This is a genomic window from Streptomyces tirandamycinicus (assembly GCF_003097515.1).
Classification (GTDB): domain Bacteria; phylum Actinomycetota; class Actinomycetes; order Streptomycetales; family Streptomycetaceae; genus Streptomyces; species Streptomyces tirandamycinicus.
This window is the reverse complement of sequence record NZ_CP029188.1, coordinates 4,540,247-4,562,306: the sequence shown is the minus strand read 5'-3', so window position 1 is coordinate 4,562,306 and position 22,060 is coordinate 4,540,247. Positions and strand designations below refer to the sequence as shown.

At 74.0% G+C, this 22,060-nt stretch carries 14 protein-coding genes; 4 read left to right on the top strand and 10 right to left on the bottom strand.

The window, feature by feature from the left end; translation table 11 throughout:
• Window positions 1-109 precede the first annotated feature (109 nt).
• Together DDW44_RS20250 and DDW44_RS20245 are read left to right on the top strand one after the other, a co-directional pair.
• Entirely contained in the window at window positions 110-1,333 is a 1,224-nt protein-coding gene (locus DDW44_RS20250) for a TOMM precursor leader peptide-binding protein (RefSeq protein WP_108907287.1), read from the top strand.
• The gene (locus DDW44_RS20245) at window positions 1,326-2,741 is read left to right on the top strand and encodes an ABC1 kinase family protein (protein ID WP_027733489.1); all 1,416 of its coding nucleotides are present in this window, start codon (window positions 1,326-1,328) and stop codon (window positions 2,739-2,741) included. Before DDW44_RS20250 ends, DDW44_RS20245 begins: the two co-directional genes overlap by 8 nt.
• A gap of 113 nt (window positions 2,742-2,854) precedes the next feature.
• Here DDW44_RS20245 and DDW44_RS20240 read toward each other — a convergent pair whose 3' ends face one another.
• The 5 genes from DDW44_RS20240 to DDW44_RS20220 form a co-directional block, all read right to left on the bottom strand.
• On the bottom strand, window positions 2,855-3,052 hold the full coding sequence (locus DDW44_RS20240; RefSeq protein ID WP_078503409.1) for a hypothetical protein: 198 nt from the start codon (window positions 3,050-3,052) through the stop codon (window positions 2,855-2,857).
• A 139-nt stretch (window positions 3,053-3,191) separates the two neighbouring features.
• Window positions 3,192-3,518 carry a hypothetical protein gene (locus DDW44_RS20235; protein WP_017947151.1) on the bottom strand — a complete coding sequence of 109 codons (327 nt, stop codon included), beginning with the start codon at window positions 3,516-3,518 and terminating at the stop codon, window positions 3,192-3,194.
• Complete coding sequence (locus DDW44_RS20230) at window positions 3,515-3,883, bottom strand: WhiB family transcriptional regulator (RefSeq protein ID WP_026165175.1); 369 nt, start codon at window positions 3,881-3,883, stop codon at window positions 3,515-3,517. Before DDW44_RS20230 ends, DDW44_RS20235 begins: the two co-directional genes overlap by 4 nt.
• 169 nt (window positions 3,884-4,052) lie before the next feature.
• Window positions 4,053-4,382 (bottom strand): hypothetical protein, encoded by a 330-nt coding sequence (locus DDW44_RS20225; RefSeq protein ID WP_108907286.1) that lies wholly within the window; start codon window positions 4,380-4,382, stop codon window positions 4,053-4,055.
• A 165-nt stretch (window positions 4,383-4,547) separates the two neighbouring features.
• A complete protein-coding gene (locus DDW44_RS20220) occupies window positions 4,548-6,722 on the bottom strand; it encodes an ATP-dependent DNA helicase UvrD2 (RefSeq protein ID WP_108907285.1) in 2,175 nt (724 codons plus the stop codon).
• A 307-nt stretch (window positions 6,723-7,029) separates the two neighbouring features.
• On the opposite strand from DDW44_RS20220, the gene DDW44_RS20215 reads away from it, so the two are divergent.
• On the top strand, window positions 7,030-7,287 hold the full coding sequence (locus DDW44_RS20215) for a mycoredoxin (protein ID WP_026165177.1): 258 nt from the start codon (window positions 7,030-7,032) through the stop codon (window positions 7,285-7,287).
• A gap of 205 nt (window positions 7,288-7,492) precedes the next feature.
• Here the strand turns inward: DDW44_RS20215 and nudC are convergent, their stop codons facing one another.
• The 5 genes from nudC to DDW44_RS20190 form a co-directional block, all read right to left on the bottom strand.
• A complete protein-coding gene (gene nudC, locus DDW44_RS20210) occupies window positions 7,493-8,440 on the bottom strand; it encodes an NAD(+) diphosphatase (protein WP_018889032.1) in 948 nt (315 codons plus the stop codon).
• A gap of 66 nt (window positions 8,441-8,506) precedes the next feature.
• A complete protein-coding gene (locus DDW44_RS20205) occupies window positions 8,507-9,928 on the bottom strand; it encodes a dipeptidase (RefSeq protein WP_108907284.1) in 1,422 nt (473 codons plus the stop codon).
• 123 nt (window positions 9,929-10,051) lie between these two features.
• Entirely contained in the window at window positions 10,052-13,903 is a 3,852-nt protein-coding gene (locus tag DDW44_RS20200) for an ATP-dependent DNA helicase (RefSeq protein WP_108907283.1), read from the bottom strand.
• Window positions 13,904-14,112: 209 nt separating this feature from the next.
• Window positions 14,113-17,787 carry an ATP-dependent helicase gene (locus DDW44_RS20195; protein ID WP_108907282.1) on the bottom strand — a complete coding sequence of 1,225 codons (3,675 nt, stop codon included), beginning with the start codon at window positions 17,785-17,787 and terminating at the stop codon, window positions 14,113-14,115.
• A gap of 242 nt (window positions 17,788-18,029) precedes the next feature.
• Window positions 18,030-18,413: an MGMT family protein gene (locus DDW44_RS20190; RefSeq protein ID WP_108907281.1), complete on the bottom strand. Its 384-nt coding sequence runs from the start codon at window positions 18,411-18,413 to the stop codon at window positions 18,030-18,032.
• A gap of 206 nt (window positions 18,414-18,619) precedes the next feature.
• Here DDW44_RS20190 and DDW44_RS20185 point away from each other — a divergent pair, with 206 nt between their 5' ends.
• The gene (locus tag DDW44_RS20185; protein WP_108907280.1) at window positions 18,620-21,535 is read left to right on the top strand and encodes a lysylphosphatidylglycerol synthase domain-containing protein; all 2,916 of its coding nucleotides are present in this window, start codon (window positions 18,620-18,622) and stop codon (window positions 21,533-21,535) included.
• Window positions 21,536-22,060: the final 525 nt, after the last annotated feature.

Sequence of the window (22,060 nt, the reverse complement as noted above, 5' to 3'; positions counted from 1 at the left end):
CGATGGGGCGCCCGCGGGACCCGTGGGACCCGTGGGACCGCGGAACGGACGGTACACGTAGGGAGCGTGCACCGAGCGATCACGAATTGGCCTTGGAACGGGGGTTGTTGTGCATCCGGTGGTGAAGCCCGCACTGCGGCGGGCATGGCGGGATCTGCGCTATGTGCAGTTCGGGATGACGGCGGCGCATGCCGTGGTGATGGGTCCGGTGGACACGGCGACCGGCAGCCTGCTGTCGCGGTTCGACGGCACGCGGGGGCTGCCCCGGCTGCGAGCGGAGGCCCGGGCGATGGGGCTGCCAGACGGCCACGTCGACGCCCTGCTGGAGCGGCTGACCGAGGCGGGCCTGGTGGACGACGTGACGGGCGGCGGTCCGGCGGTCTCCGCGCTGCGGAAGCGGAAGGAGGCGTACGACCGGCTGCGGCCGGACCTGGCGTCGCTGTCGGTGGTCCATCCCGAACCGGGCGGCGGCGCGGCCCGGCTGGCCGCCCGCGGCGCGATGCGGGTACAGGTGCGCGGCGCGGGCCGGGTCGGTGCGGCACTCGCCGCCGTGCTGTCCGCCTCCGGGGTGGGCCGGGTGGACGTGCTGGACGGGGGGCGTGTGGAGCCGTGGGACGTGGCGCCGGGCGGGCTGCCGGCGGAGGCCGTCGGCGAACGCAGGGCCGTGTCCGCCCGGCAGCTCGTGCTCCGGTCCGCCCCGGGCAGGGGGCGGCGAACCGCCCGGTGCTCCGACGGCGACCCGCCGGAGCCACCGCCCCTCTCCCTGGTGATCGTCACCCCGCGCGACGGCTTCCCCGCGTACGCCCCGGACCCGGTGGCCGCCGAGGACTGGATGGCCACCGGGACTCCCCATCTGTACGCGGGTGTTGTCGAGGCGTCCGGCGTGGTCGGCCCGCTGGTGCTGCCGGGCGGCTCGGCGTGCGCCGGCTGTCTCGCGCTGGGGCGGGCCGACCGGGATCCGGTGTGGCCGCGGATGGCTGCCCAGTGGCGTACGCCCCGTCACCGGGGATCGAGCCCGGGTCCGTGCGACCTCGGACTCGCCACGGCGGTCGCCGGCATGGCGGCCTCGCACGCCCTGTCGTTCCTGGACGGTGAGCTGCCGGCCTGCACGGGCACCCGCTGGGAGGTCTCGCTGCCGCTGCTCGAGTGGCGGTCACGGCGGATCCGGCCCCACCGTGACTGCCCCTGCGGGGCGGCTGGGCAGACTGAGGGGGAGCGCGCCTCGGGGGCGGGGACGCCGCACGACACAATGGCCGGGGCAGCGGCGTCGACGGAGCGGTTCCGGATGACGGACGCGGCACGGCAGCTGGGAATTGGAGGGGCGCATGTCTGATCTTCCCCGGAAGGCGGTCACCCGTACGGCCAAGTTGGCCGCTCTGCCACTGGGCTTCGCCGGCCGCGCCACATGGAGCCTGGGCAAGCGGATCGGCGGCAGATCCGCGGAGATCGTGGCACGCGAGTTGCAGCAGCGCACGGCGGAGCAACTGTTCAGGGTGCTCGGCGAGCTGAAGGGCGGCGCGATGAAGTTCGGGCAGGCCCTGTCCGTCTTCGAGTCGGCTCTGCCCGAAGAGGTGGCCGGGCCCTACCGGGCCGCGCTCACCAAGCTCCAGGACGCCGCTCCCCCGATGCCGACGCGCACGGTCCACGAGGCGCTGGCGGAGCGGCTGGGCGACGACTGGCGCACACTCTTCCTGGAGTTCGAGGACAAGCCCGCGGCGGCCGCGTCCATCGGCCAGGTCCACCGAGCGGTCTGGCACGACGGGCGCGAGGTCGCGGTTAAGGTCCAGTACCCGGGGGCAGGAGAGGCCCTGCTGTCGGACCTGTCCCAGCTGAGCCGGTTCGCGAGACTGCTGGGACCGCTGATCCCGGGGATGGACGTCAAGCCGCTGATCGCCGAGCTACGCGACCGGGTGTCGGAGGAGCTGGACTACGAACTGGAGGCCCGCGCCCAGCGGGAGCACGCGGCGGAGTTCGCGGGCGATCCCGACGTGGTGGTGCCCGACGTGGTGCACCAGGCCGACCAGGTGCTGGTCACCGAGTGGATCGACGGGACTCCGCTGGCCGAGGTGATCAGCGGCGGCACGCAGGAGCAGCGGGACCGTGCCGGCCAGTTGCTGGCACGGTTCCTGTTCTCCGGCCCCGCCCGGACGGGGCTGCTGCACGCCGATCCGCATCCGGGGAACTTCCGGCTGCTGCCACCGGCCGGTACGGCGGAGGGGGAGGGAGATCCGGCCGGGTGGCGGCTCGGCGTCCTGGACTTCGGCACGGTGGACCGGCTGCCCGGCGGACTTCCCCGGACGATCGGCGACTCGCTCCGGATGACTCTGGCGAGGGAGGCCGAAGCGGTCTACGGGGTGCTGTGCGAGGAGGGCTTCGTCAAGGAGTCGATCGACCTCGACCCGGACGCGGTGCTGGAGTATCTGCTGCCGATCATCGAACCCGCGGAGGCGGACCGGTTCACCTTCACCCGCGGCTGGATGCGGACCCAGGCCGCTCGGATAGCGGATCCCCGTTCCCCCGCGCACCAGTTGGGCAAGCAGCTCAATCTGCCGCCGTCCTATCTGCTGATCCACCGTGTGACGCTGAGCACGATAGGCGTGCTCTGCCAGCTGAACGCCACCGTACGGCTCCGGGACGAACTCGAGTCCTGGCTGCCCGGCTTCCTTGCCGGCCCCGAGACCGGCCCCGAGACCGGCAGCGAGACCGGTGCCGAGGCCGGCGGCGTTACGGCGGAGGTCTGACCTCCTCCGGCCCGTCCTCGGACGCGGCACGGGCCCGGTCTCCCGGCAGGACCAGTACGTCCGGCCGGGAGCACGGCGGCCCGGCCCGCAGAACATGGTGACCGGTGGGCCGGTCACCACCAGGACGAGTCGAGCCGGCCCTCGATGGCCCTGATGTTGGCCCGTGCGCACTTCTCGCAGAAGTAGTGTCGGCGTCCGTTCTCCACGGAGCAGGTCCAGGTGGGGGGAGTGCCCTCGGCGACCGCGCCGCACCGGGAACACACGACGTTCTCGGCACCCGGCGGGGCTGGGTGATGAGTCTGTTCGTCCACCACGTGACGATAACCCCGTACGGCGCCCGGGGCGGGACAACGCACCGTGGGGGGCCGGTCCGGAGACCGGCCCCCCACGGGAGGCGCTGATGGTGCGGACGGCCAGGCCTCCGTCGACGACGGAGACCTGACGGCCGGGTTACTGCATGACGGCCATGGCCAGCGCGCGGCGGGCGCGCAGCGAGGCGCGTTCGGCGCGCCGCTGCATCCGGCGAGCGGCCGCCAGGCGCAAGGCCCGGCGCTCCGCTTCCGCTTCCCGCAGGCGCTCGTGCATATGCGCACGGGCCAGGGCTTCTGGGATGAGTTGCATCTCACGGGTCCTGTTCTGACGCGAGCTGTTCGCGCCGATGGTGGTGACGTACGGGGTCGCGGTGCCGGACGGCTCGCTGGTGGAAGAGGTCATCGGGGCCTGCTTCTGGGGATCGTGCGTGAGGGGGCGGTCGACGGTTCCCGGATGCGCGCTCATGCCGCGACCGGGTTCTTGCGCGGGCGGCCACGCGGCCGCTTGCGGGCGACGACCACACCCTGGACGAAGAGCTCTCCGCCCCAGACGCCCCAGGGCTCACGCCGCTCCTTGGCACCGGCGAGGCAGGCCTCGACCAGCGGGCAGGTGCGGCAGAGGGACTTGGCGTACTCGACGTCCGCCGGCGACTCGGCGAAGAAGACCTCCGGGTCGTAGGAACGGCAGGGGACGGGTGCGCCGAGGCTCTCGATGGCGTCGTCGAGCGCGGAGAGCGCGGTGAGGGGGGTCAAGGTGGAGTCCTCCGTGAGACCGGGCGGGGGGATCGTTTGGGAAGGCGGTACGGACGGGGCGTGCGCTTCGAGTTGCACGGTGGTGTCTTCCTCGTCTTTTCGGTCCGGTCGGTGGACCGGGCTTCGGCTGGTACCGGGTCTTGCTGGTCCCGAGGCCCCTTCGCTCTGTTTCCTCCTCGGGGAAACAGAAGGGCCGCGGATCCCTGGTGGGGTTCCGCGGCCCTGAAGGCGCCGGCCTGATCATGGATCAGGCTGGATCACTCCAGGGTTCGAGCCCACGGAAGGCCCACATCGTGTGGTGCTGCGTCTGCTTCTTGATTCCGGCACCGGTCGCCGCGAGGGCATAGGCCTTGGCCTCTGCCGTCACTGCTGCTGCTTCCAGTGCCCTGGTCGGTCGCTCATTGCGCTCCCGGACAGGCAGATCCGCACCGAAGACGGCCGGACGGGCGGCCACGGAGCAGGGCAGACCGGTGCCAATGAACGCCGAACCGGAGAGGCCGAGCGAGCAGGCGGAGACGACCGAGCGATCGGTCATTTCGGCGGTCGTGCGGATGAAGCTGGTGTTGATGCTGATCACTGGAATCGCCTCCTCTCGGCGTCTCGGGGACCGGCCGGGGCCGATCACGCGTATTCGGATAAGTAGAGCACGGCAGCAGGGCTTCGGAGAAGCCGCCGTTCCCGTGGTTAAGAACCTATGGGGACGACTGGCACGCGCGCAAACTATTTTCCCGACGAGTTTGCATCAGTCGCCCTCCTCGCCGCCCCCGGCCTCCTGGCCTGCGCAGATGGCCAGGACGACGGCGCCGAAACGGTCCAGCTTGCGTCCCCCCACCCCGGAGATCGCGGCAAGCTCCCGCTCGCTGCCGGGCACGGCCTCGGCGATCGCCATGAGGGTCTTGTCGGTGAAGACGCAGTACGCCGGCTGGCCCAGCTCCCTGGCTTGCTCCGAGCGCCACTCGCGAAGCCGCTCGTACAGCGCCTCGTCCATGTCCGAGGGGCAGTCCTCACAGCGCATCAGCTTCATCTCGCCGGCGTCGGTGAGCGTCTTTCCGCACACCCGGCACAGCACCGGGCCGCGCCGCTTCCGCCGGCCGGTGTCGCCGCGCTCGACGCCTCCGGCGCCGCCGGCCGCTCGGGGGCCCGGGGCCGCGGAGCCGGGCCTGAGCCCGTTCAGGAAGCGGGTGGGGCGGCGGGAGGCACGTCCGCCGGGCGAACGGGAGAGCGCCCAGGAGAGCGAAAGATGGAGCCGGGCGCGGGTGACGCCGACGTACAGGAGCCGGCGCTCCTCCTCGACCTGTTCGTCGGTCTTGGCGTAGGTGATCGGCATCATCCCCTCGGTGAGCCCGACCAGGAACACGGCGTCCCACTCCAGTCCCTTGGCCGAGTGGAGTGAGGCCAGGGTGACGCCCTGGACCGTCGGGGCGTGCTGGGCCGCGGCGCGCTCGTCGAGCTCGGCGACCAGGTCGGCGAGGCCGGCCCCGGGCCTGCCGCGCGCGAAGTCCTCGGCCAGCCGGACGAGGGCGGCCAGCGACTCCCAGCGGTCGCGCACCGCACCCGAGCCGGTGGGCGGCTCGGTGGTCCAGCCCTTGGTGGACAGTACGGCCCGGACCTGCGAGGGCAGATCCTCCGCGTCGTCCAGCAGGGCGTCGTTGCCCCCGGCGCGGGCCGCTCCCCGAAGCGCGACGCCGGCCTCCCGGACCTCGGCTCGCTCGAAGAAGCGCTCCGCGCCGCGCAGCTGGTAGGGCACACCCGCGTCGGCGAGGGCCTGCTCGTAGACCTCGGACTGGGCGTTGACCCGGTACAGCACGGCGATCTCACCGGCCGGGACGCCCGCGGCGATCAGGTCGCGGATCCGGCGGGCGGTGCCCTCGGCCTCGGCGGGCTCGTCCGCGTACTCCGTGTAGGACGGCTCCGGGCCCGGGTCGCGCTGCGAGACCAGCTCCAGGCGGTGCTCCGCGGCGCGGCCGCGTGCCTGCCCCAGCAGACCGTTGGCCAGATGGACCACCTGGGGGGTCGACCGGTAGTCGCGCACGAGTTTCACCACCGTCGCCTGGGGGTGACGGGTGCGGAAGTTCAGCAGATGGTCGGGAGTGGCACCGGTGAAGGAGTAGATCGTCTGGCTGGCGTCGCCGACGACGCACAGGCTCTCCCGGTCGCCGAGCCACAGCTCCAGCAGCCGCTGCTGGAGCGGCGACACGTCCTGGTACTCGTCCACCACGAAGTGCTGGTACTGACGGCGGATCTGGTCGGCGATGTCGTGGCGGTCCTGGAGGATGCCTACGGTGAGCAGCAGGACGTCCTCGAAGTCGATCACCGATCGATCGCGCTTCAGCTGCTCGTACAGCGCATAGATCTGGCCGATCTCCGCGGGGTCGCGCGGAGCGTCCCTGAGGGACTTGGCGACGGCGGCCGGGTAGTCGGCGGGGACGGTCTGGGTGACCTTGGCCCACTCGATCTCGCTGGTCACGTCCCTCAGCTCGTTGCGGTCGAGCCGGACACGGCAGCGGGCGGCCGCCTCGGCGACGAGCTGGATCTTGCGCTCCAGCAGCCTCGGCAACTCCCCGCCGACGGCTTTCGGCCAGAAGTACTGGAGCTGCCGCAGGGCGGCCGAGTGGAAGGTGCGGGCCTGCACGCCCCCCGCACCGAGCTGCCGCAGCCGGCCACGCATCTCCCCCGCCGCACGGTTGGTGAACGTGACGGCCAGCACACTCGCAGGCTGGAGTATCCCGGCCCGCACCCCGTAGGCGATGCGATGGGTGATCGCCCGCGTCTTGCCCGTGCCGGCGCCGGCCAGGACGCACACCGGGCCGGTCAGGGCCGTCGCGACCGCCCGCTGCTCGGGGTCGAGCCCGTCGAGCACAGCGTCCGCGGACTCGGGGACCGGAGGGAAGAGAGAGGAGTGCGTTGCTGCTGTCACCCCGCCATGCTGCCAGGTACCGCGAGATCACCGGGACGGTTGTCCACAGTGGGACGGGATTGGTCGTACCGGTGGGGCCGAGGGGGCCTGGGTGGGCGGGAGCCCATACGGGAGCCCATACCGGGATACCGCTGGTACCGATTGCCCGGCTACCACCGGATGGCAATGGAAACCACCGGACAACCGGTGGACACCGGCGGTACCGGCGGTACCGGCGTGGGAATGGCGGCGGGGCCGCGTACGTTCACCACCCGGAAACCCCGTGGGGCACCCACCCCCACCGGCCCAGAGAAGCGGGAGAGGAAACATGCAGGGAACTCTGACGATGTACAGCACCACCTGGTGCGGCTACTGCCGGCGGCTGAAGAGCCAGCTGGACCGCGAGGGGATCTCGTATGTCGAGATCAACATCGAGGAGGACCCGCAGTCGGCCGCGTTCGTCGAGAAGGCGAACAACGGCAACCAGACCGTCCCGACCGTCCTCGTGGTGCCGCCGAACGGCGGCGAGAACATCGTCATGACGAACCCCAGCCTGGCCCAGGTGAAGCAGGCCCTCGCGATCTGACGCACCGGCCCCGCCCCCCGTCACGCCCCCTCGGACGGAGAACGCCGAAGGGGGCGTCGTCGTGCCGGAGCGCCTCCGCCCGGCGCCCGCCGCCCGCGCCGCGCCTGGAAGCCCGGTGGGAGGACGGCCCCGGGCAGGTGGCTCCGTCCACGGCCTTCTCGCGGGCCGGAGCCAGAGGCGGGGGCCCGGCCGGAGGTGAACGGTCTCAGGCGGGGGAACCCGGCTTCGGCAGGGGCTTTCCGTACCAGAGCTCGATCAGCCGGGAGGCGATCGAGATGCCGTACGGGGGGAGGACCTCCCCCGACTCGAAGGCCGCCCGCAGATCCTCCCTGGAGAACCAGCGGGCCTCCTGGATCTCCTCGCCGTCCACGGAGACCTCGGACGAGGTGGCGCGGGCCATGAAGCCGAGCATCAGGCTGGACGGGAAGGGCCACGGCTGGCTGGCGACGTACTCGACCTCGCCGACCGTGACGCCTGCCTCCTCGTACACCTCCCGGATCACCGACTGCTCGATCGACTCGCCGGGCTCGACGAATCCCGCCAGCGTGGAGAAGCGGCCTTCCGGCCAGTGGACCTGACGGCCGAGCAGCGCCCGGTCCTCCTCGTCCGTGACGAGCATGATCACGGCCGGGTCCGTACGCGGGTAGTGCTCGGCGCCGCAGGCCGGGCAGCGGCGGATGTGCCCGGCGGCCGCGATGACGGTCCGCTCGCCGCAGCGGGAGCAGAACCGGTGGAGCCGCTGCCAGTTCTCCAGGGCGACCGCGTGGACCATCAGTCCCGCGTCCCTGGGCGGCAGCAGCAGACCGGCCTCACGCAGTCCGGCGGGTCGGGCGGACTGGTCCATGCGGCCCGGCAGCGAGTCCTTCTGCAGCGCGAAGTAGCTGACGCCGTCCCCGTCGGTGCCGAGGAAGTACCGGTGGGTCTCGGTGGGGGGCGCCTCGAACGCCGGGGTCGTGACCAGCTCGGTGCCGCCGTCGGGGGTGTCGTCGACCAGCACCTGCCCCCCGGAGACGACGAACACCCGGGTCGTCGGGTGGCTCCACGCCGCAGCCAGCCATGCCTCGTCGAGTCGGTGGTGCGCGGCGCGGTCGATGCCGCTGGGCGCGGTGAGGCCGATGGGACGGCCGTCGGCGACATGGTCGAAGGTGCTCACAGGTGCTTCCCACTCCCCCGGATTGACCGGTTCTCGGCCGGTTCTCTGCGCATGACCGGTTGTCTGTCAGTGGAGGGCGCCGGGCAGGTCGCCCCACAGGTACGCGGCGGTTTCGACGCCCTTCAGCAGCAGGGCCAGCTCGACCTTCTCGTTGGGCGCGTGCCAGCCGTCGGACGGTACGGAGATGCCCAGGAACAGGACCGGGGCACCGAGCACGTCCTGGAGGTCGGCGGCGGGCCCCGACCCGCCCTCCCGCGTGAAGCGGATCTTCTGCCCGTCGAAGGCGCGGCTCATCGACCGGGCGAGCGACCGCAGGGCGGGGTGGTCCAGGGGCGTCAGGCAGGGCCGGGTCGCCGCGCCGAAGGTGATCTCGTGGCGGATGCCCGCGGGCACCCTGGACTCGACCCAGGTGCGCACCGCGTCCTCCACCCGGTCCGGGTCCTGGCCCGCGACCAGCCGGAAGGAGAGCTTGAGCCGGGCCGAGGCCGGAATGATCGTCTTCCCTCCGGGCCCCTGGTAGCCGCCGCCCATGCCGTTGACCTCTGCGGTCGGGCGGGCCCAGATGCGCTCCAGAGTGGTGTGGCCCGCCTCGCCGAGCGTCCCGTACGACTTGGCCGTGCGCAGCCACTCGGACTCGTCGAACGGCAGCTCGGCGAGCAGTTCGCGCTCGGTCGCGGTCAGCTCGCGGACACCGTCGTAGAAGCCGGGCACCGCCACCCGCTCGTGCTCGTCGTGCAGCGCCGCGACGATCCGGGCGGCGACGGTGGCCGGGTTGGGCACGGCACCGCCGAAGGATCCGGAGTGGATGTCCTGGTCCGGTCCGTACAGCGCGATCTCGCAGTCGGCGAGACCGCGCATGCCGGTGCACACGGTGGGGGTCGTCTCCGACCACATGCCCGTGTCGGAGACGATCACGACATCGGCGGCGAGCCGGTCCCGGCGCTGCTCGACCAGGGCGCGGAAGTGCGGTGAGCCGGACTCCTCCTCGCCCTCAACGAGCAGCTTGAGGTTCACGGCCGGGCTCGTGCGGCCCGTGGCGGCCAGGTGGGCGCGCACGCCGAGGGTGTGGAAGAGGACCTGGCCCTTGTCGTCGGCGGCGCCCCGGCCGTACATCCGCCCGTCCCTGACGACCGGTTCGAAGGGGTCGGTGTCCCAGCCGTCCTCCCGGGCGGCGGGCTGCACGTCGTGGTGGCCGTAGACGAGCACCGTGGGAGCGTCCGGGTCGCCGGACGGCCACTCGGCGAAAACGGCCGGGGCTCCCTGGGCGGCTCCCGGCGCGGCCGGGGGGACCTCCCAGACCTCGGCGGTCGGGAAGCCTGTGTCGCCGAGCTTCGCCGCCAGCCACTCCGCACTTCGCCGTACGTCCTTGTCGTGCTCAGGCTGCGCGGAGACGGACGGGATGCGCAGCCACTCGGCGAGGTCGCCGAGGAAGGCCGCGCGGTGCTCCGCTATGTACGTACGGACGGCGTTGTCCGGAGTGTCGCTCATGGCCTCGAGCCTATCCGGCGCCGGGAGCGGCCTCGCCGACCGCCCGGTCGGGAACGGGCCGGGGCGGACGGCCACCGCCCGGCCGGGAACGGTCCGGGGCCGACGGCCACCGCCCGGTCGCCGTCACCGGACGCGGTGGCCGTCACCGATCCCGCGGTCGCCGGTCCCTGGAGCGCCGGTCCCTGGAGCGCCGGACGGGGGGCCACCGTGCCCGGAGTCGCCGTACGGCGGGTGGTCGTCCCTGAGGATCCGCTCCAGGCCCGCCCTGCCGGGCAGTCCGCCCGGGCGGACGACCTCGCCGGTGCGCACATGGACGAACGCCGCGGCCACCGACTCGGGCGGGAGGCCGTGCTGCTCGGCCCAGGCGAGGCGGTAGACGGCGAGCTGCAGCGGATCGGCGTCGCGGCCGCGGCCGGTCTTCCAGTCCACGATCTCGAAGGCGCCCGTCGTCTCGTCGCGGTAGACCGCGTCGATCCGGCCCCTGACGACCCTGCCCGCCAGGGTGACCTGGACGGGGGCCTCCAGCCGGTACGGGACACGGCCGGCGTAGGGCGTGCGCTCGAACGCCTCCTTGAGCGCGACAAGCTCGCGCTCGTCCTCGATACCGGCCTCGTCCGGGTCGCCTCCCGGCAGTTCGTCCGGCCCCAGCATGGGCAGCGGCAGTTCCTCGAAGCGGGACTCCACCCAGGCGTGGAAGCGGGTGCCCCGGCGGGCTGCGCGCTGGGGCGGACGGGGCATCGGGCGTGCCAGCTCCCGCGCGAAGCCGTCCGGGTCGGCGGCGAGCCGCAGCAGCTGGGACGCCGACAGCGACGCCGGCAGGGCAACCTCTCGCACGGACTCGCGGGCGCGGCGGAGCTCGCCGGTGAGTGCTTCGAGATCGCGGTCCCAGGAGGCGATGGCCCGGGCGTCCTCGGGAGTGAGGGGTTCAGCGCGCTGGGAGGGCAGGTGGAGGCGGCCCTCAGCGCCGGTGTCCGGCACGGGACCGGCCGCGGCGGCGGTGACCGTGAGTTCGCCGGGCACCGGCACGGGACCGGCCCCGTCGTACGCGGGCCCGTCGTAGGCGGCCCCGGTGGCCGTGAGAGCGGACGCGGACGCGGTGCCGAGGGACGCGGTGCCGGCAGGCGCGGTGCCGGCAGGCGCGGTGCCGGCAGGCGCGGTGCCGGCAGGCGCGGTGCCGGCGGACCCGGTGCCGGCGCGCTCGTGGCCCTCGTCCGGCCAGGGCTCCTCAGGCAGCGGCTCCTCCGGCCACGGCTCCTCCTGCCCCGGCTCGCCAGGGGGCTCCGTGAGCTCCTCGGACCAGAGGTCCTCGCCGGACGGTGCGTCCTGGTGGGTGCCGCCGGTTCCGCCCGGCGCCGATCCGTCGCGCCAGACCCCCTCGCGGTCGCCGGGCCGGGCGGAAGGGGCGTCCCCGGACACGGCCCGGGACCACCCCGGCGCCGCCGCGGCTTCGGCGCCGGTCATCGACGCCAGATGGGCCAGCACCGTGCCCGCGGCCTCCCGGCGGCGCGCGGTCGCCGTGGGATCCAGCGGAAGGGGCCACGCCTGCTCCGCCGCCGCGGTGTGCAGCGCCGGGTTCTCGGCACCCTCCTCCGGTTCCTCGGCCCATGCCTCGATCTCGCCGAAGCCCGCGGCGCAGTGGTCGTACAGCGCCTCCAGGAACGCCGACGGGCCGCGGCGGCGCTTCTGGGTGGGGCCCCACCAGTGCGCCGAGCCGAGAAGCAGCGAGCGGGGGCGGGTGAACGTCACATAGCCGAGCCGCAGTTCCTCCGTGTGCTGATGCGCCTTCATCTCCTCCTTGAAGGCACGGAGGCCCTTCGCGTCCCAGGAGGTGATGCCGGGCAGGGTGGCCGCGTCGCCCCGCAGCTCATGGGGCAGGACCTTGGCCTGGGAGGTCCAGGACTCACGGGAGCGGGTGCTGGGGAACTGTCCGGCGACCAGACCGGGCACCGCGACGACGTCCCACTCCAGCCCCTTGGACTTGTGGGCGGTGAGCACCTTCACCGTGTTCTCGCCGCCTGGCAGCGCGTTGTCGAGGCCCTTCTCGTACTGCTCGGCCGTCCTCAGGAAGCCGAGGAAGGCCAGCAGGGTCGCCTCGCCGTCGAGGGAGGCGAAGGACGCGGCGATGTCGAGGAAGCCCGCGAGGGTTTCGCGGCGGCGGGCGGCCAGGGCGTGCGGCGAGGCGGCGAGCTCCACGTCCAGGCCGGTGGTGGCGAGGACGCGGTGGAGGACGTCCATCAGCGGATCCGCCAGGGAACGCCGCAGGTCGCGCAGTTCGGTGGCGAGACGGGCGAAGCGGACCCGGGCCTCGGCGGAGAACGGCAGGCCGTCGTCCGGTCCGGCCGGCTCGAGGAAGGTGTCGAGGGCGTCGGCGAGCGAGACGACCTCGGCCGGGTCGGTGCCCTCGACGGCGGCCGCGAGCCGCTGGTCGGCGTCCGCCTCCCCGGCACCGGGGCGGTGGACCATCAGGCGCGCCCGGCGACCGAGCAGGGCCAGGTCCCGGGCGCCGATGCGCCAGCGCGGCCCGGTGAGGAGGCGGACCAGCGAGGCGTTCGCGCCCGGGTCCTGGAGCACCTCGCAGACCGCGACCAGGTCGGCGACCTCCGGCAGGTGCAGCAGCCCGGAGAGTCCGACGACCTCCACGGGGACATCCCGGGCGACGAGCGCGCCCTGGATCTCGGCGAAGTCGCCCGCGGTGCGGCACAGCACCGCGATCTCGCCGGGCTCCTTGCCCGTGCGGACGAGATGGGCGATCGAGTCGGCGAGCCACTCGATCTCCTCCGCGTGGGTCGGCAGCAGCGCGATCCGCACCGATCCGTCCCGCTCGGCCCCGGGGGCGGGACGGAGCGCCTCGACGCCTTCGTGGCGGGCGCGCAGCGGCTCGGCCAGGCCGTTGGCGAGGTCGAGGAGTCGGCCGCCGCTGCGGCGGTTCTCGCTCAGGGTGAACCGGGTGGCGGGGCGGCCGTCGGCGCGGGGGAAGTGCCGGGGGAAGTCGTCGAGGTTGGCGACGGACGCGCCGCGCCAGCCGTAGATCGCCTGGCAGGGGTCGCCCACCGCCGTCACGGGATGGCCCGCGCCCTCGGCCGGTGTGCCGTCCGGGGCGGCGCCCCGGCCGAACAGACCGGCGAGCAGCAGGCGCTGGGCCACGGACGTGTCCTGGTACTCGTCGAGCAGGACCACCCGGAACTCGTCGCGCAGGATGCGGCCGACCTCGGGGCGGGTGAGCGCGAGCCGAGCGGAGAGCGCGATCTGGTCGCCGAAGTCGAGGAGGTCGCGGGACCGCTTGGCCTCGCGGTAGCGGACGACGAGATCGAGCAGTTCCCGGCGGGCGGCGGCCGCCTCGGGGACCTTGCGCAGGTCGGCGTTGCCCAGTTCGACGCCCTCCAGTTCGCGCAGCAGCGCGGAGTCGTGGGCCTGGAGTTCCCCGGGCGCCACGAGGTGTTCGGCCAGCTCGGCCTCGAGCGCGAGCAGATCGCCGACCAGGGAGGGGAAGGACTTGGTCAGGGCGGGGTAGGGGCCCGGAGCCTCGCGCAGCACCCGTGCGGCAAGCTGGTAGCGCGTGGCGTCGGCGAGCAGCCGGGAGGCCGGCTCCAGTCCGAGGCGGAGGCCGTGGTCCGTGAGGAGGCGTCCGGCGAAGGCGTGGTAGGTGGAGATGCTCGGTTCACCCGGCGGGTCGTCCGGGTCGATCACGTCCGGGTCGGTGACCCCGGCCCGGACGAGGGCGGTGCGGACGCGCTCGGCGAGCTCTGCCGCGGCCTTGTTGGTGAAGGTCAGCCCGAGAACCTGCTCGGGCTGCACCTGGCCGGTGCCCACCAGCCACACCACCCGGGCGGCCATCACCGTCGTCTTCCCGGACCCCGCCCCGGCCACGATGACCTGCGGCGCGGGCGGCGCGGTGATGCAGGCCGTCTGCTCCGGGGTGAACGGGACGCCGAGCAGCTCCTTGAGCTGCTCGGGGTCGGTGATGCGTGCGGACACCCGAGAGAGGCTAGCGGCGACCGCCGACAGCGCCCGCCACCGGTGACCTCGCCGGGGTGGGCCGTGGCCCGGTGCGGTGGCCCAGTGCGGTGGGTCGGGTGGCGGTCGTACGGCCGCGGGCGGGCCGAGTACGGCGGTCGCAGGGCCGCCTGCGACGGGGGCGGCGGTCGCAGGGCCGCCGCCGACCGGGGCGGCGAGCCGTCCCGCCGTCACTCGACGATGTGGCGCCCCTCGGGCCTGGCACTGCACGAGGAGCGGAAGGCGCAGTGCTCGCACTGGGAACCGGTGCTGGGGGTGAAGCGCTCGTCGAGGACCCGGCCCGCGGCGGTGGCGAGCAGGTCGCCGACCCAGTCGCCGGAGAGCGGTTCCTGGGACTGGACGCGCGGGACCGCCTCCCCGCCCTCCTTCTTGGGCGCGGCCTGGCGCAGATGCACGAGTTCGGCGCCACCGGACTCGGGTCGGCCGCCGTCGAAGAACTCGTCGACGGCGCCCTCCCTGACGGCGAGCTGGTAGACGGCGAGCTGAGGGTGGCGTTCGACCTCGCCCCTGGTCGGGGCCTGCTTGCCGGTCTTGAAGTCGACGACGTACGCCCGGCCGCGTTCGTCCCGCTCGACGCGGTCCATGGAGCCTCGGATGCGCACCTCGTACGGGCCGGCCTCGAGCGTGACGTCGAAGTCGTGCTCGGTGGCGACGGGGATGCGGCCGCCCCGGTCCGTGACGTGCCATCGGACGAAGCGCTCGAGCGCCGCGCGCGCGTGTTCCTTCTCCTGCGCGGACTTCCAGGGTGCGTCGAAGGCGAGGGCGTCCCACACCGAGTCGAGTCGTTCCATGAGGACGGCAAGGTCGGCGGGGGTACGGCCGGAGGCGACCTCGTCGGCGAGGACGTGCACGACGTTGCCGAAGCCCTGGGCCGCGGTGGCCGGGGCGTCCGCCCTCACCTCGCGTCCCAGGAACCACTGCAGGGCACAGGTGTTCGCGAGCTGGTCCAGGGCGCTGCCGGACAGGGTCACCGGGTGGTCGCGGTCGCGGAGGGGCACCCCGCTGTGCGTCGGGTCCTGCAGTCCCCACCACCGGTACGGGTGCGCCGCGGGCACGAGGGGCTGGCCCTCGTCGTCGGTGAGCGCGGCGAGACGGGCGAGCCGTCGCGCCGCGGCGTCGCGGAGCGCGTCGGAGGCCTCGGGGTCGACGGTGGTGGCCCTGAGTTCGGCCACCAGCGGGGCGACGGCGAGCGGGCGGCGCGGGCGGCCGGTGATGTCGCGCGGTTCGACGCCGAGTTCGGTGAGGAAGCGGGAGGGCTGGTCGCCGTCGTCGGAGGGGGCCTTGACGGCGGTGACGACGAGGCGGTCGCGGGCGCGGGTGGCGGCTACGTAGAACAGCCGGCGCTCCTCGGCGAGCAGGGCGCCGGGGGTGAGGGGCTCGGCGAGTCCGTCGCGGCCGATCCGGTCGGCCTCCAGCAGCGAGCCGCGGCGGCGCAGGTCCGGCCAGAGGCCCTCCTGCACCCCGGCGACCACGACGAGGCCCCATTCGAGGCCCTTGGACCGGTGTGCGGTCATAAGGCGCACGGCCGCCGGGCGCTCCGGCCGGCGCGCCAGCGTGTCGGCGGCGATGTCCTGGGCCTCCAGTTCGTCCAGGAAGTTCAGCGCGCCGCGGCCGCCGGTGCGTTCCTCGGCGCGGGCGGCGGTCTCGAACAGCGCGCAGACGGCGTCGAGGTCGCGGTCGGCGTTACGGCCGGCCGGACCGCCGCGGAGGGCGGTCCGTTCCAGGCGCTGCGGCCAGGACGTGCCGGTCCACAGCTCCCAGAGGGCCTCCTCGGCGGTGCCGCCGCCGTCGAGGAGGTCGCGGACCCTGCGCAGCAGCACACCGAGCCGCTGGGCGGGTCGAGCGTAGGCGGGGTCGTGCACGGTGAGCCGTTCGGGTTCGGCGAGGGCTCGGGCGATGAGCACGTCGGAGGGGGGCGGCACGCGGTCGCCGGCCGCGCGCGCCTCGTCGCGGAGGGCGCGGCCGAGCCGGCGGAGGTCGGCGGTGTCCATGCCGCCGAGTGGGGAGGTGAGGAGGGTCGCCGCGGTGTCGGCGTCGATGGGGGGTTGCTCCTGACGCTCCTGACGAACGGAGCCGGGACCGGGATCCGCGAAGCCCGTGGGACCGGGATCCGCGAAACCGGCGGGACCGGGACCCGCGGATTCCACGGGATCGGAACCGGGACCGGAACCGGAACCGGGACCGGGGGAGCCGGGACCGGTGCGGGAACCGGAGACTGCATCCGGGCCGGAAGGGATGGCGGGTACCGCGTGCCCGTCGCCGTCCCCGCTGCCGTCGACGGCGCCCCCACCGCCGCGGCCGCCGCCGTCCCGGCCGTGCTCTCCCCGGCCGCCCTCTCCCGTACCGTCACCGTCCCGGCCGTGCTCCCCCCGGCTGTCACCTTCCCGGCCGTCACCGTCCGCCGCCGTGCGCCCCGGGACGAGCGGCCTCGCAGCGGCCCGCAGGGCGGTCAGGAGGGGCGTCACCGCGGCCTCGTGGCGCAGGGGGACGTCGTCGCCGTCCGTCCGGACCGGTACTCCGGCCATGGTGAGCGCGCGCCTCGTCGCCGGGAGACTGCGGCTGCCCGCCCGGACGAGGACCGCCATGTCGTGCCACGGCACGCCCTCCTCCAGGTGGGCGCGCCGCAGGATGTCGGCGACGTTGTCGAGTTCCGTCGAGGCGGTCGGGTACGTGTGGACCTCGACACGGCCGCCGGAGCGGGCGGCGGTCAGCTCGCGGTGGGCCCGGACCCTGTCCGAGGGCAGCCGGGGCAGGGGCATCCGCTGGGTGAGCAGACGGGTCGCCGACAGCAGGTCCGCCCCGGAGCGGCGGGACGTCCTCAGAACCGCGACCGGGGCCGGGCGGCCGTCGCCCCGCCGGAAGACCGTCGGGAAGTCGAGGATGCCGTTCACGTCCGCGCCCCGGAACGCGTAGATGGACTGGTCGGGGTCGCCGAACGCGACCAGGGTGCGGCCGTCCCCCGCCAGCGCCCGCAGCAGCCGGACCTGGGCCGGGTCGGTGTCCTGGTACTCGTCGACGAAGACGGCGTCGTACCGTTGGGCGATCCGGTCGCCCGTCCCCGGCCGCTCGGCGAGAAGCGACGCCCGGTGGACGAGCTCGGCGTAGTCCAGGACGCCCTGCAGATCCAGCACGTCCAGGTACTCGGCGAGGAAGGCCGCCGCGGCACCCCAGTCGGGACGTCCGGTGCGCCGGGCGAAGGCCGCCAGCGCGTCCGGACCGAGACCGAGCTCCCGGCTGCGCGCGAGCACGGCCCGCACCTCGTCGGCGAAACCGCGGGTGGTGAGGCACGCCCGCAGCTCGGCGGGCCAGCGTGCCCCGGCCCTTCCCTCCCGCTCCAGGTCGAGCTGTCCGGCCAGCAGCTCACGGACGGCCACGTCCTGCTCGGGACCGGACAGCAGGCGCAGCGGCTCGGCGAAGAGATCCGCGTCCTGGTGGGCCCGCACCAGCGCATAGCAGTAGGAGTGGAAGGTGGTGGCCTGCGGCGCCCGCGCGCCCCCCAGCCGCACGGCCATCCGGTCGCGCAGTTCGACCGCCGCCTTCCGGCTGAAGGTGAGCACCAGCAGCCGCTCCGGGTCCGCGCCCCGCTCGATCCGGGAGGCGACCGCCTCGACGAGGGTCGTCGTCTTCCCCGTGCCCGGCCCCGCGAGTACGAGCAGCGGCCCGCGCCCATGGTCAACCACCGCGCGCTGCGAGGCGTCCAGGAGAGGGGGATCCACCGGGCCCGGCGAGGTACGCACCAGTCGGTACGCGCCCGGGGTCCGCCCCTTGCGCCCTTGCGGGCCCGGGGGGAACCCCTGCCGTACCCGACGGTGCGGTGTACGCCCGGTTTCGGAGGAGGAACTCACGTGGATCGCCGGTCCTGGTGGGTGTGCTGACGGTGGTGACGACGGGCCCGGCGCGGGGGCACGGGCGGGGCGGACGGGTCTCGGGCCCGGTAGGGGGCGCCACCGGCGGCGCGAGCGCCCCGGGTGGTGGGGAAGACGCTACGCCCACGGGCTCCCGCGCCGTGGACGGACCGCCCGTGACCGCCGCCGGCACCGGCCGCCGGCTCCGGACGTCCCATCCCGCGGCCGGATGGCGGAAGCTGTCAGATGTGAGCTCCTTCGCCCGTCCCGTCCGCAGCGCGGGTGACACCGTCCCATCGGGCCCGCCGCATGTCCAGGCGCGGCACGTGCCCCTTCGCGCCCGGCGGCGCCTGCCGCAGCGGGGTGCCCTCGGCGCGGTAGTGACGCAGTGCCCGCAGTTCGTGGCCGGCCAGCAGGGCACCGTCGGAGCGCACCACACGCCACCAGGGAACCGCTCCTCCGTAGAGCGCCATCACCCGGCCGACCTGGCGCGGCCCTCCCTCGTCCAGCCATTCGGCGACGTCCCCGTACGTCATGACCCGGCCGGGTGGTATCCGCTCGGCGACCCCGAGCACCCGCTCCGCGTACTCCGGCAGCTCCGGCAGCTCCGGCACCTCATCGCTCATCCGGTCCATCCTGCCCCATGCCACCGACAGCGGGCGGGGATCGCGGCATATTGCCTATACCAAGCGAAACAGGGGCAGCCGGCACAGCATGCGCCTTCGCGTCGCACCCTGATGCCACCCGGTGTCGGTTCGCCATGCCACCATCGTCCGGGCGGTGACTGGTGATACGAGATCAAGAAGAGACCGACACGACGAAGGAGCTGGGCGTGCAGCCTCCCGCGGCGGCGAGCACCTCCGGACCCGAGTCGCGCCCCGGACCCGAGTCGCGCCCCGGACCCGCCGAACCGCACCGGGGCCACGCCCAGGACCCCGCCGGGGACCGGGACCCCGAGCCGAACCGGAGGGACACCCCCTCCGACCCCGGCACCGCATCCCCCGGGGCCTCCTCCGCGGGCTCCGCCCCGGCCGACGGCTCCGCGGAACCCGGCCGGCCCGCCGCGCCGGACCGCCCTCCGGCCGAGTCCGGGCGCCGGGCGCCGGAACACGAGCGCCGCCGCACGGCCGGCGACGGCGACGACGGCGACGAAGACGTCGCCCACATCGACCGCCTCTCCGGCGACGAGCCCCTGCTGCCCGCCCGCGTCCACCGCCCCTCCGACCTGACGCGGCTGCTGGCGGGCATCCTGGCGATCGCCGTCGTCCTGGGTCTCGCCGCCTTCGCCCACGGCACGACCACCGGCCTCGAGTCGGACATCTCCAAGGGCACCGGTCAGGCCCCCGACCTGCTGGTGAAGCTCGCCGGGCTGATGTCGAGCATCGCGGTGCTGCTCGTCCCGGTCGCCTTCGCGATCGAGCGGCTGATCAAACGGGACGGACTGCGGATCGCCGACGGTGTGCTCGCAGCCGTGCTCGCGCACGGCGTGACGCTCGCCACCGACCTCTGGGTCGCCAAGGCCGCGCCGGCCCAGATCCAGGACGCACTGACCCAGCCGGCCTCGGGCGGCGGGCTCACCGACCCGGTCCACGGCTATCTCGCCCCCGTGATCGCCTATATGACGGCGGTCGGCATGGCGCGCAGGCCACGCTGGCGCGTCGCGCTGTGGGGTGTGCTGCTCCTCGACGCCTTCGCGATGCTCGTCGCCGGCTACACCACACCGTTCTCGATCATCCTGACCGTGCTGATCGGGTGGACCGTCGCCTACGGGACGCTGTACGCCGTCGGATCCCCGAACGTGCGGCCGACCGGTCAGACCCTGCTGGCCGGCCTGCGGCACGTCGGCTTCCGCCCGGTCACGGCCATGCGCGCCGAGGACGCGCCGGACTACGCCGACCAGGGCGACCGGGGGCGGCGGTACCTCGTCACCCTGGAGGACGGCCCGCCGCTCGACGTCACCGTCGTCGACCGCGAGCAGCAGGCGCACGGCTACTTCTACCGGGTCTGGCGCCGGCTGACGCTGCGGGGCATCACCACCCGCCGCTCCAACCAGTCGCTGCGGCAGGCCCTGGAGCAGGAGGCACTGCTCGCCTACGCGGCCATCGCCGCCGGTGCCAACGCGCCCAGGCTGATCGCCACGTCCGAGCTCGGCCCGGACGCGGTCATGCTGGTGTACGAGCACCTCGGCGGCCGCTCGCTGGACTCCCTGTCGGACGGGGAGATCACCGACAAGGTGGTCCACGGCGCGTTCCGGCAGGTACGGGCGCTGCAGTCGCGCCGTATCGCGCACCGCAGGCTCACCGGCGACGCGATTCTGGTGGATCGTTCCGGCAGGGTGGTGCTGACCGACCTGCGCGGCGGCGAGATCGCCGCGGGTGACGTGGTGCTGCGCATGGACGTCGCACAGTTGCTGACGACGCTCGGTCTGCGGGTGGGAGCCGAGCGCGCGGTCGCCGCGGCCGTCGAGGTGCTGGGGCCCGACGGGGTCGCGGACTGCCTGCCGCTGCTGCAGCCCATCGCGCTCAGCCGCTCCACCCGGGCGACGCTGCGCCGCCTGGCCCGCGAGCGGGCACAGCGCGAGCGGGAGGCGGTGCTGGCCGCGGCCGAGTCGGCCCGGCGGGAAAGGGCCGAGCAGGGCACTGACGGTACGGAGGACGGCAGGAAGGCCGTCCGCAGATCGCTGCGCGCCGAGAAGCAGGCCGAGAAGCGGGCCATGGGCGAGGCGCTGGACGAGGCCCGTGAGGAGGACCTGCTCGCCCAGATCCGCCACCAGGTCCTGCTGATCCGCCCGCAGGCGCCGGTGGAGCCCGCCCGGCTGGAGCGGATCCGGCCGCGCACGCTGGTCAGCCTGATCGCCGGGGCCATCGCCGCGTACTTCCTGCTGTCGCAGCTGACGCGGACCGACCTCACCGTGGTCAGCCAGGCGCACTGGGGCTGGGTCGCCGCCGCGGTGCTGTTCTCGGCGCTGAGCTATGTGGCGGCCGCCATGAGCCTGCTGGGCTTCGTGCCGGAGCGGGTGCCGTTCCCGCGGACGGTCGTCGCGCAGGTCGCCGGCTCGTTCGTGAAGATCGTCGCGCCGGCGGCGGTCGGCGGTGTCGCGCTGAACACCCGCTTCCTGCAGCGCTCCGGGGTCCGCCCCGGGCTCGCCGTGGCCAGCGTCGGCGCCTCGCAGCTCTTCGGTCTCGGCGCGCACATCCTGCTGCTGCTGGCCTTCGGCTACCTCACCGGCACGGAGAAGACGTCGTCGCTCACGCCGTCGAGGACCGTCATCGCGGGACTGCTGACCGTGGCGGTGCTGGTGCTGGTGGTGACCGCGATCCCGTTCCTGCGGAAGTTCGTGGCGACCCGGCTGCGGTCCCTGTTCGCCGGGGTCGTCCCGCGCATGCTGGACGTGCTCCAGCGGCCGGGGAAGCTGATCACCGGAATCGGCGGCATGCTGCTGCTCACCGGCTCCTTCGTGATGTGCCTGGACGCCTCCATCCGGGCCTTCGACAACGGCGACCAGCAGCTCAGCTACGCCAGCATCGCCGTCGTCTTCCTGGCCGGCAACGCCCTGGGGTCCGCTGCCCCGACTCCCGGCGGTGTGGGCGCCGTGGAGGGCGCGCTGACCCTGGGCCTCATCGCCGTGGGGCTGCCGCCGGAGGTCGCGGCCCCGGCCGTGCTGCTGTACCGGCTGCTGACGCTCTGGCTTCCGGTGCTGCCGGGGTGGCTGTCGTTCAATCACCTCACCCGGAAGGGTGCGCTCTGACGAGCCGCGGATGACGCGTTCCACGGGGCGCCCGCCGGTCCCGGCCGAGGGCGCCTCGTCCGTGCGCGTCCGGACGGCCTGACGGCCCGGCGATCGGTCCGCATCGGCCGAGGGGAGTCCTGCGCAGTGCCGCGCCGCCGGACCCGCGCCGCCGGACGGGCGGCCGCTGCGGGTCCGGCGGCGCGGCCGTATCCGCATGCGGCCCTCCCCACCCCGCGCACCCGGCACTCGCCCACCTTCAGTGGGGACAGCCCATGACTAACCCATGACCGAGTGGGGAGGAAGTGTGCACACGCTGTGCTTGAATAGCTCACAACTCGGCCAGATGGCGGGATCTGATCGATTGCCACTTCTTCCTGCCTCTTCCGGGACGACTTGCGCACGGTTCGGGGTCACCGGCCCGCGCCGATGCGCACACGTGGTGGAGGACCTGGCGAACGATCCGCAGCCGCCGCGGGCGGCTCTCCGACCGAGGGCCCCGCGCATCCTTCTCCCACCCGGAGCCGAACCCGGCCCCGTCGAGGT

Excerpts from the sequence above, each read along its gene's own strand:
- DDW44_RS20245 (WP_027733489.1), top strand. The coding sequence starts at position 1,326 with ATGTCTGATCTTCCCCGGAAGGCGGTCACCCGTACGGCCAAGTTGGCC.
- DDW44_RS20215 (WP_026165177.1), top strand. The coding sequence starts at position 7,030 with ATGCAGGGAACTCTGACGATGTACAGCACCACCTGGTGCGGCTACTGC.
- DDW44_RS20190 (WP_108907281.1), bottom strand. The coding sequence starts at position 18,413 with ATGAGCGATGAGGTGCCGGAGCTGCCGGAGCTGCCGGAGTACGCGGAG.
- DDW44_RS20235 (WP_017947151.1), bottom strand. The coding sequence starts at position 3,518 with ATGAGCGCGCATCCGGGAACCGTCGACCGCCCCCTCACGCACGATCCC.
- DDW44_RS20205 (WP_108907284.1), bottom strand. The coding sequence starts at position 9,928 with ATGAGCGACACTCCGGACAACGCCGTCCGTACGTACATAGCGGAGCAC.